The organism is Pilosibacter sp. NGB245 (assembly GCF_057397225.1).
Window position 1 is genome coordinate 416,445 of record NZ_CM171584.1, and the last position, 14,490, is coordinate 430,934.

Below are 14,490 nucleotides of genomic sequence, written 5' to 3' on the forward strand. Positions count from 1 at the left end.
TGAAATACAGCGTTTATTGACTGAGCAGCCAATCTATGAGATTTTCGGATCTGATGCCGTCATAGGAAGCATCAAGCCCTGGTTCAAGCGATAAAACGATTTTTTCGTAGTTATCACGGATGTTTTGCAGCGGTGTAAGTTCCCGATTGCGTACATCCTCACTCATCATAGATTCTGTCACCTGGATATACTTTTTAGCATCGGCTTTCGTTGCAATAAAGTCTACTTCGGCGCTGCCGATCTTGCCGATCGCTACATCATAACCCCTGCGAAGCAATTCAAAGTAAACGACATTTTCGATGGCATGACCGCTGTCACGATTACGGAAGCCCAGCAGATAATTGCGAAGGCCGATGTCAACGATATAGTATTTTCCCAACGTGCGGAGGTATGCCTTTCCCTTGATGTCAAAGCGCTTGATCTCATAGAAAAAATAGCTTTCCAGAAGTGCATTCACATATGCCTGCACAGTATGTGCGCTAGGAGCGCCCTTGCGTTTACCATCATCAAGGAGCCCTTCGTTTATCAAAGTGTTGCCTATGGAGGAAATGGATACGCTGGAGCCGATATTGTCGGCAAGGAACAGGATGATCTTGCGCAGAAGCGTGGGGTCTGTGATCTGTTTTTGCCCCCTGCGTTTTTCACGTTCCAAAATATCACGGATGACTACCGTGGAATAGATACCGTCAAGAAGAGACAGTGCTTTTTCCTGATCCAGACCGACATCGGCGATTCCCGGCATTCCGCCGAATCTTATATAGGCATCAAATACCTCACGCAATTCATAATGTTCCCCGTTTTTGTCGAATACCTGTTTGCGGAGTCCCCCGAGCGCGCTTTGTATTTCATGTACTTCAAAGCCGTGAAAATCAAGAAATTCATGGAATGAGAGCGGCAGCATTCTGATTTCTACACACCGCCCGGAGAGGTAGGTGGAATACTCCGAAGAAAGAAGGTAAGCGTTTGATCCAGTAACATAGATGTCACAGTCAAAATCTACACGGAAGGCGTTTACCGCGTCCTCCCATGCTTCGATCCTCTGCAGCTCATCAAAGAAGAGATACATCCGCTTTCCGGGAACAATACGTTCTTTTACATAGCGATAAATATCGTCGGCATTCATCCTGCGAAAATCAAAGGATTCAAAATTCATTTCAAGGATCTGTTCCGGAAGAACACCGGTATTTTTCAAATGTTGAACCATCAGCTTTAACAGACTGGACTTTCCGCAGCGGCGAATACCAGTAATCACTTTGACCGGTTCTGTATCTTGAAAACCTATCAGCTTATTCAGGTAACTGTCACGCTGCCTGAGTTCATGGGAACCTATCATGTCTATCACCTCCTGCAGTATTAGTATGGCATAAACTGGTGAAATAATCAAGTAATTGCATTATAGTGCAAAAAACTTTTTACTTTCGACAGTTTTTGCAAACATAAACAAATAATAAAAAGATCCGGCAGGATATCTGGACAATATATCCTGCCGGAGAGAGGGGGATGAGCGAAAATTACTGCTTCTGTTTTTTAGTGAGTACGTTTTTTAAAACAGGAACCATTGCGAAACCAATGATTACAAGCAGGATGATGATTGCAATCGGGCGGGAGAAGAAATACGGGATGAGTCCGCCCTTCGGTGCAGCCATGATCAAGGTTCTGCGGAAGTTGGATTCCAGAATATCGGCAAGGACAACGCCGAGAACCAGAGGTGCCGGTTCAAATCCGTAGATTTTCATAAGGTATCCGATGAGACCGAACACGAGCATGATGATAACTTCGTACATGCTGTTACTCAGTGCATAAGTACCGATGCAGGATAATGCAACGATGATCGGAACGAGAACAGAGTTTGGAACGAGGCAGACTCTTGCCATCTGTCTTGCCATGGAAACTCCGATGATTCCCATCAGCACATTCGCGAAAAGGAAACCAAGGAAGATCGCATAAGTAGTTGGAGCCTTAGAACCTGTAAACAGGTCACTGCCAGGCTGTAAGCCATGCATGAGAAGCGCTCCGTAAAGGATTGCTGTGACCGGGCTTCCAGGAATACCTAAAGTGAAAAGTGGGATCATGGCACCGCCGCAGGCTGCGTTGTTTGCGGCCTCAGAGGCAGCAATTCCGACAATGGAACCTTTTCCGTATTCTTCCGGATTTTTAGAAGTCCGTTTGGAAAGACCATAACTGATCCATGCGGCGATGGAACAGCCGGCAGCAGGGATAAATCCGATAAATGCACCGATAACAGAACTTTTTAACATGGTAGGAGTTAATAGACCGGCATTGCCTTTTTCCCAACGCTTTCCCTTTAAGGCAGCTGCCGGGTCGTCAACAATGGTTGCACCGGTTCCTGTCATCAGCTTTTCAACGAGGATGAGAACCTGGGAGATTGAGAATAATCCGATCAGGATCGGTGTGGAGTCAAGACCATCCTCAAGCCAGAGCTGTCCGAACGTGAATCGAGACACACCGCTGATGGAGTCCATGCCGATGCAGCCGATCAGAAGACCTAACAGAGCGGCGAAGATTCCTTTTGCCTGGTTATCTCCTGTGAGTCCGGCAACGACGAGAACACCGAAGCAGGCAACGAGGAAATACTCAAGGCAGGAGAACATCTGACTGATTCTTCCGAGTGCCGGGGCAAATAAGATCAGGCAGATGGCACCAATGATACCACCGACAACGGATGCGATGGTTACGACGGACACGGCCTCCATGCCGCGGCCTTTTTTCGTCATTTCATAGCCATCCTGTGTGGTCGCCGCAGATGCCGCGGTACCTGGTGTATGGCACAAAACAGCAGTGATGGATCCGCCGTACACACCGGTTGTGTACATTGCGGTCATCATGACAAGGGCAGCTGTGGGACTCATGGAAAATGAGATCGGCAGCAGCAGGGCAATACCGACGGACGGTCCCAATCCGGGAATAATTCCGATGATCATTCCGCCTACAACACCGACGAGCAGTCCGAGAAAGACATCAATGGAGAGGAACGAACTCAATGCGAGTGATAAATATTCTGCCATTTTATAAGCTCCTTTCCTTAAATATAACGGAACAGTTGTCCGAGAATGCCGACTTTATAGATCGGGAGATGAAGAATGATAACGAAAACAACATAACAGATCAGGGTGTAGAGAACGGTGATCACAATGTTTACTTTCCAGGACTTCAGCTTTAAATATTTCATGGAAAGCAGCATAAAGATCGGTGTCGCGATCCAGTATGTGATATAGCGTAAGCCAAGGAAATAGATAAAAATAAAAAACATGAACAGGAATGCGTATTTACTGCTCTTTATAGTCATGGAGTAGTGGAAATCCCCATCCTGCTCCTTGGTGAGCCGGAGACCTTTCAGAATAATAAATACAGAACATAATCCCATTAACAGGGACAGAGTGATCGGAAGATAGGAAGCCTGTCCAGGAATCTGTACCGCAGTAAAGAACACTGCGATACAGAAGATGAGAAGAACGGTTCCTACCCATACGTCGCGATGAAACTTTTTTGCCATATGGATAAACTCCTTTTCTTATGTGGGAATGATCAGTTACTGTACGTTCCAGATCATTTTTCTGGTTTCAACCTGGCTCTCAAGAAGTTCTTTGAAGTCCTCACCGGAGGTATTGTCGAGCTGAAGACCAAGAGCAGCCATATTTTCGATATAGTCAGGATCTTCCATTGCTTTTAATAATGCGTCAGTGGTCGTGTCGACGATATCCTGTGGAACACCATTCGGATAGAAGTATCCGCGAGCTGCGAATGCGACAAAGTCTTCACCGGTTGCCTCTTTGATCGTAGGAACATCCGGTATGAAGTCACTGCGTTCGTCGGAAAAAATGCATGCAACCTTCATCTCACCAGACTGATAGGAAGCCATGACATCAGAGATGGATGCAAAAAAGATATCTGTGTCACCGGATAAGAACATTCCGCGGCTGTCGGAAGCTCCGTCTACCGGAACAACGGTGATCTGGGTTCCGAAGGTCTTGTTGAACCATTCAGCAGTTGTTGCGTCTCCGTCGGTAATTCCTGTTGCCTGGGCGGAAACGAGAACAGGATTGGATTTGGCGTACTCGATAAAGCTGTCAATATCGGAGAACCGTGTGTCATTAGAACGGATCGCCATGACATTGTAGTCGAGAGCCTGGTTTGCAAGGACAGTGATGTCATCGAGATTATATTTTCTAGGGTTATCCGGATCAAGCTCACCCATCGCATAGTTATGGTTGATCAGACCGATCGTATAACCGTCTTTGTAATCGCCCTGGATCAGATCGGTCCATGCGACCCATCCGCCAGATCCTGTCTGGTTTTCAACGACAACATTGACTCCCATTACTTTAGAAAGAGCCTGTGCAAGATTGCGGGCACCAATGTCGGTTCCGCCGCCGGCTGAGAACGGGCAGACGAGAGTGATCGTTTCGCTTGGGAAAGAACCATCGTTTTTGGCGGCTGCAGTATCAGTGGAATCAGCAGATTTTGTTGTGGTGTCTGTTGTCTGCTGGCTGGAAGCTTGGCATGCGCTAAGAGATAATGCTAAAGCTCCTGCGGTCATAAGTGCAAATATTTTTTTCATGTGAGATCCTCCTTTTATAGTAGAACTAAAAAATTTTGTCGTCATAATAGACTGGTCCAGCAAGAAACGCGTTTGCTTTTGTTACATTCATTCTAGTGAATTTTATGTCAGAAAACAAACAGCTTTTCCGTGTTATATCACAATATAATGACTGTAAAATGGATAAAAAAGAAAAAAATGAACAAAAAACATACCGAATTACAACTGAATGATTGTGAATAAAAGAACAAAACTTGTTAGACATTTGTAATCTGAATTCTTATACTGGCATCGAAAACAAAAACGTGAACGGCTAAAGGAGGTCGCTATATGATGACAAAGAAAGAGAGAATTCAGGCAGCTATTGCAGGGGAAAAACCGGACAAACTTCCATATTCATTCTGGACCCATCTTCCGGGAATCGATCTGAATCCGGAACTTTTAGCGGAAAAGACATATGAGTTTTATAAAAAGTATGATATCGACTTTATAAAGACTATGAATAACGGAATGTACGCCATCGAAGACTTCGGTTGTGAGATTGATTATTCAGATATTGCGAAAGGCGGAGTGGCGAAAGTCACAAAAACACCGATCCACGAAGCGAAGGACTGGTATGAACTGAAACCGTGTTCTGTAAAGGAAGGAAGTCTTGCGAGAGAATTAAAAGGATTGAAACTTGTTCTCGATAAGGTAAAGAATGAGGATGTGCCAGTCATTTTCACGATATTCAGCCCGTTGACAACAGCGAATAAATTGTCCGGAAATACACTTCTTCAGTATCTGGAAAATGGTGACGGGGATGCAGTTCATCATGCGCTGAAAGTGATTACGGAGACGACCTGCAATATGGCTCGGGCAGCGCTGGAAGCCGGTGCGGACGGAATCTTTTTTGCGGCGCAGAGCAGTACTTATAATTTTATGACTGCAGAACAGTATAAGGAATTTGGCGTTCCTTATGACTTGGAGGTCCTGAATGCGGCGAAAGATGGATGGATGAACACACTGCATGCCCATGGAAGTAATATCATGATGGAAATATTGAAGGATTATCCGGTACAGGTCTTCAACTGGCATGCATGGGAGACATATCCGTCAGTGGATGAGGCGGCGCTTGAGTCTGGAAAATGCCTTATGGGCGGACTAAACCGCACCGATATCACAAAAGATGACCGCAATGCCATCCATCATCAGATTTATGAGTGTTTTAAACTGATGGGTGGCTGCGGTCAGATCTTAACACCGGGTTGTGTGATCCGCTATCCGTTAAATGAGGAAACTTTAAAATTTATCCGCAAAGCGAAAGATGATGTGGAGGCGAAGATCCATCCGATCTACGCTTAGCAGGAAAACTTTTCCTGTGCCATCCGGATGAATTCATCGGCGGCTCGGCTGAGATAGTGGTCTTTCATGTAAGCGATTGTGATCGGCCGGTAGCCCGCCGGATAGTTTAACGGAAAGACAGACACCTGTTCTTTCCAGTCGAAGGAATTCCAGAATGTCATACGGCGGCTGACGAAGATTTCGGGAAGCACGATGGCACCGATTCCGGAAGAACAGAGGGAAACCATGGTGGACATACTGGTGGTCTCGAGGAGGATTTCCGGTTCAATGTTGTAGCTTTCACAACATTTTTCAAACATTTCGCCCAGCCAGGTCTGTTTCGGCATTTTGATAAACGGGCAGTCGGCAAAAATGTTGAAACTTTGAACAGAACCCGGAATCAAAGTGGAGTCTATCTTCAGATAGCGCGGCAAAAATGAGTTTGGAATAACGCAGACGAGAGATTCTGTATGGAGCAGTTCCTCGTGTACTTTTTCTGGATCATTGATCGCAAAACCGATGCAGAGATCTGCCCGTCCTTCAAACAATGCCTGGTTGATCTCTTTTGTTGTACCTTCTACAAGATTTAGTTTGATCTGGGGAAAGGCAGAGCGGAATTCTGGAAGTATCTTTGGAAGCATGACAGCTCCGCGGGAGGTACTGATTCCGAGAGTCAGTTCACCTTTTCGGAAGTCCCGGATATCCTGCATGCTTTTTTCAATCTGTTCTTTCTGATGAAGCAGAACCTTGGAACTTGCATAGAGGGATTTTCCGGCTTCGGTGAGTGTGATCGGTTGGGTACGGTTAAAAAGGATCACACCGAATTCGTTTTCCAGGCGGGAAATGTGGTTGCTGAGGGATTGCTGGGATATAAATAAACGCTTGGCAGCATTTGTGAAACTGAGTTCTTCAGCGGCCACGCGAAAGTAGTAGAGATTTAAAAAGTTCATAGTGTGCTCCTTAAATTTTTTCTGCAGTAACATTGATGAAAGATATGAATTATTATAGCAAAAATAATCGAAAAAGAAAGAACAGAAGGAGAAAAAGCGCTAAGAAACTGTTAAAAATATCATGAGGAAAAATAAAAAATGGACCAGAAATTATACACAAACCATCTTGAAATATTAAAAGACGAACTGATTATGGCGCTCGGCTGCACGGAACCGATCGCAATCGCCTACGCGGCAGCAAAAGCGCGGAAACTGTTAGGTCAGATGCCGGAGAAATGCGTAGTGTCCTGCAGCGGAAATATCGTTAAAAATGTCATGGGAGTGACGGTACCGAACTCCGGCGGATTAAAAGGAATCGATGTGGCAGCGGTACTGGGAATCGTGGGCGGAGATCCAGATATGGATCTGGCAGTGCTTGAGAGTGTGACAAAAGAGGATCAGGAGAAGACAAAAGAGCTTTTAAATCAGAAATTTTGTACCTGTAAACTGATCGAAGGCGTGGCGACTCTTTACATTGTAGTGGAACTGCGCGCCGGAGAGCATACGGCGCTGGTCGAGATTCAGAAGACCCATAAAAATATCACCCGGATGGAAAAAGATGGGATGAGTGTTCTGAAAAAGACTGAGGCAGATGAGGAAAATGGTCATAAGGCAGGTGACAAACAGCTTCTCACAGTGAAAAATATTCTGGAGTTTGCGGATAAAGTAAAAATTGAGGATGTTGAAGAGATCCTGAATCGCCAGATCGAGTGCAATATGGCGATCTGCCGGGAAGGCCTGGAACATCCGTATGGAGCAGAGGTTGGAAGAATCCTGATCGACGGAAACGAAAAGCCGACGGTGGGTCTGAAGGCACGTGCATTTGCGGCCGCAGGTTCGGATGCCAGAATGAACGGCTGTCCGATGCCGGTGGTCATCAATTCCGGAAGTGGTAATCAGGGGATCACGGTCAGCGTGCCGGTCATTGTTTACGCGAAGGAGAAAAACATCGAAAAAGAAAAACTTTTGCGTGGACTTGTAGTTTCGAATCTGATCGCAGTTCATCAGAAAAAATATATCGGAAGTCTGTCTGCATACTGTGGCGTTGTGAGTGCCGCATGCGGAGCAGCCTGTGGTATCTGCTACATGCTTGGATATCCATATGAAGTGGTCTGTGAGACAATTACCAACACCATCGCAACTGTTGGAGGTATGGTGTGTGATGGCGCGAAATCATCCTGCGCAGCTAAAATTTCGACAGCCCTTCAAACTGCGCTTCTTGGAATGAAAATGGGATTACATGACAGGGCATTCCAGCCAGGTGAAGGTCTGGTGGAGGATGATGTTGAAGAAACAATCCGAAGTATCGGACGCATGGGACGAGATGGTATGCACTCCACGGATTTGGAAATTTTGAATATTATGCTTGGAAATTAAAAAAGAGGATCTGCCAGCGGACATTGACTTCTGGTAGGTCCTCTTTTTTATGAAAAGTCTGATCCCTCAGCTATGCTGAGGAGAATGGAATCAGTGCAGATAGTAATAGTATATGCGATACCGTTCTTTGGGACGGGTAGTTCGGACTTCCGGGCGAGGACGCGGACGGCGTGCTCTCCGCAGTACAGTTCTTAAGAAGTGTTGGAAAAGACGAGATCATCGATCTGACCGGAAAAGAAGTCGTTGTCATCGGAGGCGGAAACGTGTCCATGGATGCGGTCCGAACGGCGAAGAGACTGGGTGCGAAGAAAGTCAGCATTTTATATAGAAGACGAAGAAACGATATGACAGCGCTGGCGGCGATCGATCCGGATCCGGCTCAGTATGAGGTTGTGGAGGACAGGGACAGCTTTGATTATATTTATTCCGGGGAGGAGATGCGTCTTCTTCCCGGAAGGAAATATTCAAAAATGAAAAACAGGATCTCCAGATTCCAGAGGGACTATGGAGACCGGGCAGAGTTTGTTCTTCTTGGACCGGAGGATGAACCGGAGATTTTACAGTTTCTGGATCGCTGGTCATCGAAAAAGGAAAGTGATGATGCTCTGAACCGTTTGGACAGTGAGGAGACCGGGATACGGGAAGCAATCCGATTCTGCCGGGAAGCGGAGATCACGATTGCCGGTGTTCGTGTGAACGGGATCCTGGAGGCATTTTCCATGGGAACGGAGTGTAAGGAGACCGATATGACGGTGACACATGTGGAAAAGGCAGATACTGAGCTTCGTGGTCTGTACAATTATCTGGAAAAAGAGTTTTTGCTCCATTCATATCCGGAGACAGGACTGGTGAACCGGGAAGATGATATGGGACTGGAAAATCTGAGACGGACGAAAGAGAGCATGCATCCGGTACGGATGGAGAAGAAATATACGATCCTGGAGCGGGAGAGAAATTAAAGTTTGTTAAAAAATATACAGACAAATTCCGAAAAAGCATACATATGACACATAAAACCCTGTATTTAATGGAATTGATTGCATTATATGAAGAAATATGATAAGCTATGGAGTATGAAATTCCGTACAACCGAATGGATGCTGGAGATAATGCGAAAGCATGATCCGGGGAAATGTACGGACGGTACTTAGGGGGTACCTGCCGGAGTATGAAAAGGTGAGTATATCACATAAAAACTGCCGTCAGCAGAGACGTTCCGGGAGATCAAGGGCGTGTCTGGTGGCGGCAGTTTTTGCTTACCGGCGAGTTCTTGTGGAACTTCCCGGCAAATAAAAGGAGCCGAAATCCTGCTCGTGTGTGGCGGCAGGATCTTTTTATGATGTGGCCAAGTTCAGCCTTGCGCAGACAAGGCAAAGCTGATAAAATGGAAAAACCGGGGGGACTGAAAAATCCCCCTTAAGTGCGTTGCAGAAAGAAACGAATGAAAGAATGGTAACTGCGAAGATATGGAACAGTTACGAACAGCGATAAAAACTTACTGCCGCGGAGAGCGGAGAAAAAAAGGAGATAAAAATGTTAATAATTGCAGGTCTCGGAAACCCGGGAAAGGAATATGAAAATACAAGACACAATGCAGGTTTTATGGTGATGGATGCTCTGGCGGAGAAGATCGGGGCGGACATCTCTGAGAAGAAGCACAAGGCGCTCTGCGGAAAAGGCGTGATCGGCGGGGAGAAAGTGATCCTCATGAAGCCGCAGACGTATATGAACTCCAGTGGGGAGAGTATCCGCGCGGCGGCCGATTATTATAAGGTGGATCCGGAAGATATCCTGATCGTGTACGATGATATCAGTCTGGCTCCGGGTCAGTTAAGGATCCGCGCAAAGGGAAGTGCCGGCGGTCACAACGGAATCAAGAGCATCATCGCACATCTCGGAACACAGGAATTCCCGCGCGTGAAGGTCGGAGTCGGTGAGAAACCGGCGAGAATGGATCTTGCAGATTATGTGCTCGGACACTTCTCAAAGGAAGAGCAGGCGACGATGGATGACGCCGTGAAGGAAGCGGCCGACGCAGTCTGCGAGATCGTGAATGTCGGAATCGCGCAGGCGATGAATGATCATAACCGGAAGAAAGAAGAAAAATAAAAGAAGTATTGGCAAAATTTTGCCGCAGTGTGCGTGCGGAGAATGCCTATGCACACTAACTGGAATAGAATCAGAAATATGATCGGACAGGAAACGAATAAAAACAGGAGGAACCATGGCTGAAGTTTTTGCAAATCCGCTCGCGGAGCTGGCGGAGTATACCGATATGAAACAGGATATGGATAAAGGAAAAGGTCCGATCCAGGTCAGCGGCGTGACGGATTCCCAGAAAGTTCATGTCATGCATGAACTCTCGAAGGAACATCCGTGGCGCCTTGTCGTGACGTACGATGACAACCGGGCGAAGGAAATCTATGATGATTTCAGCTATTTTGAGCCGAATACCTGGCTGTACCCGGCGAGAGACCTTCTGTTTTACAGCTCTGATATCCACGGAAATCTCCTGACAAGACAGCGGATGCAGGTGTTTAAACATCTTTTGGAGGACGAAGGCGGCGTTGTCGTGACGACCGTGGACGGTCTCATGGATCATCTTCTGCCGCTTTCCATGATCAGGGAGAGCTGCCTGAACATCATGGCGGGACAGACACTCGATATCGAGGAGATCAAGACACAGCTCACGAACATGGGCTATGAGCGGATGGGACAGGTCGATGGAATGGGGCAGTTTTCGGTCCGCGGCGGAATTCTTGATGTCTTTCCGCTCACGGAGGAGGTTCCGGTCCGGATCGAACTCTGGGGAGACGAGGTGGACTCGATCCGCTCGTTTGACGCCGAGAGCCAGCGCTCGATCCAGCAGATGGACGAGGTCACGATCTATCCGGCAGCAGAACTGATCCTCACGAAGGAACATATCGAGGACGGGATCCTGCGCCTGGAAGCGGAGGGAAAGAAGCAGGAAAAGACCTTCCGCGACCAGAAAAAGCCGGAGGAGGCGACGCGGATCAGGCGGGCGGTCGGGGAGCTTGTGGAATCCTTAAAAGAGGGCTTTGATGTCCAAATGCTGGATGCGTATATCAGGTATTTCTGTAAAGATACGGTTTCATTTCTTGACTATATGAAAGAAGTCGGCGCTAAGGTCACTTTGGTGTCTTCTGCGACAGAAACAGGAAAACAGGCGGAAGTGGGAGTTATTGAAACTGAAGCTGAAGAGGCAGGAAAGAAGACAGTAGAATCAGGCGGGAACGTAGATCAGAGTGATACTGGGACAGCTGGGACGAAGACATCAGGAAAGAAAACGGCAAGGGCGGCCGGAAAAACGGCCGAAAAGAAACAGGCATCTGGCCTGGCATTAATTTTAGATGAACCCCAGCGGATGAAGGAAAAAGCGGAGACCGTCGAGACGGAATTCCGGGAGAGTATGTCCCACCGTCTGGAGCAGGGCTATATCCTGCCGGGGCAGGCGGACCTCCTGTTTTCCTCGAAAACGATCCTGGCGGACGCGCACACGCCGCACACGATCTTCATGACAGGACTCGACCAGAGACTCCCCGGCATGACTCCGAAGGCGAAGTACAGCCTGACCGGAAAGAACTTAAATTCCTACCAGAACAGCTTCGAGATCCTGATCAAGGACCTGACGAGATGGAAGAAGGACGGATACCGCGTTGTCCTCCTCTCCGCGTCAAGGACCAGAGCGAGCCGCCTCGCAGGAGATTTAAGGGAGTATGACCTGCGGGCATTCTGTCCGGAAGACCCGGGACAGCCGGTCGCTCCGGGGGAGATCATGGTTACCTACGGAAAACTCCATAAGGGCTTTGAGTACCCGCTGATCAAGTTCGTCGTCATCACTGAGGGCGACATGTTCGGCGTGGAAAAGCGGAAGAAAAAGCGAAAAAAATATAATTACGAAGGAAAGAAGATCAGCAGCTTCTCCGAACTCTCTGTCGGCGACTACGTGGTGCATGAGAGTCATGGTCTCGGCATCTATAAGGGAATCGAGAAGATCGAGCAGGACCATGTCATCAAAGACTACATCAAGGTCGAGTACGGGGATGGCGGAAACCTCTATCTCCCGGCGACCCGTCTGGAGGGGATCCAGAAGTATGCGGGGGCTGACGCGAAGGTTCCGAAGTTAAACAAGCTCGGCGGGACCGAGTGGACGAAGACGAAGACGAAGGTCCGCACGGCAGTCCGCGAGATCGCGAAGGAGCTCGTGCAGCTCTATGCGGCGAGACAGGATGCGGAAGGATTCCAGTACGGGCCGGATACGGTGTGGCAGAAGGAATTCGAGGAGATGTTCCCCTATGATGAGACGGATGACCAGCTCACTGCGATCGACGATACGAAGCGGGACATGGAGAGCAAGAAGATCATGGACCGCCTGATCTGCGGGGATGTGGGATACGGAAAGACGGAGATCGCACTCCGCGCGGCGTTCAAGGCGGTGCAGGAAGGAAAACAGGTCGTGTACCTGGTCCCGACAACGATCCTGGCGCAGCAGATCTACAATACGTTCGTCCAGAGAATGAAGGATTTCCCGGTCCGCGTGGACATGATGTCGCGGTTCCGGACGCCCGGAGAGATGAAAAAGACGATCGAAGGTCTGAAAAAAGGATATGTGGACATCGTGGTCGGCACGCACCGGGTGCTTTCCAAGGATGTGCAGTTCAAGAGTCTGGGACTTCTGATCGTCGATGAGGAGCAGCGGTTCGGCGTGACACACAAGGAGAAGATCAAGCAGATGAAGCAGAACGTGGATGTTCTGACTCTGACGGCGACGCCGATCCCGAGAACGCTGCACATGAGTCTCATCGGGATCCGCGATATGAGTGTTCTCGAGGAGCCGCCGGTGGACCGTGTTCCGATCCAGACGTACGTCATGGAGTACAACGACGAGATGATCCGCGAGGCGATCCACAGAGAGTTAGGACGCGGCGGGCAGGTGTACTATGTATACAATCGTGTCAACAACATCGACGAGGTGGCAAACCATGTGGCGTCGCTCGTTCCGGAGGCAAATGTGGCATTCGCCCATGGTCAGATGAATGAGCACCAGCTCGAGAAGATCATGCTGGATTTCATCAACGGTGATATCGATGTGCTCGTCTCCACGACGATCATCGAGACGGGACTCGATATCCCGAATGCCAACACGATGATCATTCAGGATGCGGACCGGCTGGGCCTCTCCCAGCTTTACCAGATCCGCGGGCGGATCGGGCGTTCGAACCGGACATCCTATGCGTTCCTCATGTACAAGCGCGATAAGATGCTGAAGGAGGACGCGGAAAAGCGTCTCCAGGCGATCCGCGAGTTTACAGAGCTCGGCTCCGGCATCAAGATCGCGATGCGGGACCTTGAGATCCGCGGCGCGGGAAATATCCTCGGTGCGGAGCAGCACGGACATATGGAGGCGGTCGGATACGACCTCTACTGCAAGATGCTCAATGAGGCAGTCATCGCTCTGAAGGGCGGACAGGAGGAAGAGGAGACGTTTGAGACGGTCGTGGACTGCGATATCGACGCGTTTATTCCGGACGGATACATCAAGAACGAGTATCTGAAACTGGATGTGTATAAGAGAATTTCTGCCATCGAGACGGATGACGAGTACATGGATATGCAGGATGAACTGATCGACCGCTTCGGCGATATCCCGAAATCCGTCGACAATCTGCTCCGGGTTGCGGAGTTAAAGGCCATGGCACATCGGGCGTATGTGACCGAGGTGGATATCAATACCCAGGAAATCCGGATCGAGCTTTACCCGAAGGCGAAGCTCGATGTCACAAAGATCCCGGCGCTGATCGCGGAGTACAAGACTGCGCTCCGCTTCGCCCAGGGCGGCGAGAAACCGGTCCTGTTCTACCAGGAAAAAGGAAAGAAAAACAAGAACTGCGAACCGATGATCGAGAAGGCGAAGGAGATTCTTGGGAAGCTTGGGGAGCTGGCAGAGAGCAGAAAATAAAAGCATATGGTAAAAATAGCGCATTAAATATAATGCGCTATTTTTATAGGTAAATGCTCTTCATGTTGCTGGACTGGTTGGTGTATAATATAAATGTAAGTGAACATTATGATAAGTGTTATTGAAAAGAGGTGTTTCGAGAGAAGTAAAAAAGATGCAAAGAATAAACGACAACATATTGACAGCATGGTATGAAGTGGATTCTGGTAGATACATTGACACGAAACATAACATCTGATATATTTTACATTATAAATAATGTT

General features: G+C 48.2%; 10 protein-coding genes. 5 read left to right on the forward strand and 5 right to left on the reverse strand.

The genetic code is table 11. The annotated features are described in order from the left end of the window. Positions 1-13 precede the first annotated feature (13 nt). The 4 genes from ACXMYH_RS01795 to ACXMYH_RS01810 form a co-directional block, all read right to left on the reverse strand. Positions 14-1,333 (reverse strand): ATP-binding protein, encoded by a 1,320-nt coding sequence (locus ACXMYH_RS01795; protein ID WP_215702162.1) that lies wholly within the window; start codon positions 1,331-1,333, stop codon positions 14-16. A gap of 178 nt (positions 1,334-1,511) precedes the next feature. Further along, positions 1,512-3,026, reverse strand: a complete 1,515-nt coding sequence (locus tag ACXMYH_RS01800; RefSeq protein WP_117471324.1) for a tripartite tricarboxylate transporter permease — start codon at positions 3,024-3,026, stop codon at positions 1,512-1,514. Positions 3,027-3,043: 17 nt separating this feature from the next. Beyond that, on the reverse strand, positions 3,044-3,514 hold the full coding sequence (locus ACXMYH_RS01805; RefSeq protein WP_215702161.1) for a tripartite tricarboxylate transporter TctB family protein: 471 nt from the start codon (positions 3,512-3,514) through the stop codon (positions 3,044-3,046). A 36-nt stretch (positions 3,515-3,550) separates the two neighbouring features. Continuing rightward, the gene (locus ACXMYH_RS01810) at positions 3,551-4,579 is read right to left on the reverse strand and encodes a Bug family tripartite tricarboxylate transporter substrate binding protein (RefSeq protein WP_486555407.1); all 1,029 of its coding nucleotides are present in this window, start codon (positions 4,577-4,579) and stop codon (positions 3,551-3,553) included. Positions 4,580-4,888: 309 nt separating this feature from the next. On the opposite strand from ACXMYH_RS01810, the gene ACXMYH_RS01815 reads away from it, so the two are divergent. Next, positions 4,889-5,902 (forward strand): uroporphyrinogen decarboxylase family protein, encoded by a 1,014-nt coding sequence (locus ACXMYH_RS01815; RefSeq protein WP_242990637.1) that lies wholly within the window; start codon positions 4,889-4,891, stop codon positions 5,900-5,902. Here ACXMYH_RS01815 and ACXMYH_RS01820 read toward each other — a convergent pair. Then, complete coding sequence (locus tag ACXMYH_RS01820; protein ID WP_158553099.1) at positions 5,899-6,831, reverse strand: LysR family transcriptional regulator; 933 nt, start codon at positions 6,829-6,831, stop codon at positions 5,899-5,901. The genes ACXMYH_RS01815 and ACXMYH_RS01820 overlap by 4 nt on opposite strands. 138 nt (positions 6,832-6,969) lie before the next feature. Here ACXMYH_RS01820 and ACXMYH_RS01825 point away from each other — a divergent pair, with 138 nt between their 5' ends. The 4 genes from ACXMYH_RS01825 to mfd all read left to right on the forward strand — a co-directional run bounded on the left by ACXMYH_RS01825 (position 6,970) and on the right by mfd (position 14,227). After that, on the forward strand, positions 6,970-8,247 hold the full coding sequence (locus tag ACXMYH_RS01825) for an L-cysteine desulfidase family protein (protein ID WP_117471328.1): 1,278 nt from the start codon (positions 6,970-6,972) through the stop codon (positions 8,245-8,247). Between the two features lie 170 nt (positions 8,248-8,417). Beyond that, positions 8,418-9,206, forward strand: a complete 789-nt coding sequence (locus ACXMYH_RS01830) for a phosphatidylglycerol lysyltransferase domain-containing protein (RefSeq protein WP_118530220.1) — start codon at positions 8,418-8,420, stop codon at positions 9,204-9,206. Positions 9,207-9,780: 574 nt separating this feature from the next. Next, positions 9,781-10,356, forward strand: a complete 576-nt coding sequence (pth, locus tag ACXMYH_RS01835; RefSeq protein ID WP_117470477.1) for an aminoacyl-tRNA hydrolase — start codon at positions 9,781-9,783, stop codon at positions 10,354-10,356. A 115-nt stretch (positions 10,357-10,471) separates the two neighbouring features. Then, entirely contained in the window at positions 10,472-14,227 is a 3,756-nt protein-coding gene (gene mfd / locus ACXMYH_RS01840) for a transcription-repair coupling factor (RefSeq protein ID WP_486555408.1), read from the forward strand. Positions 14,228-14,490: the final 263 nt, after the last annotated feature.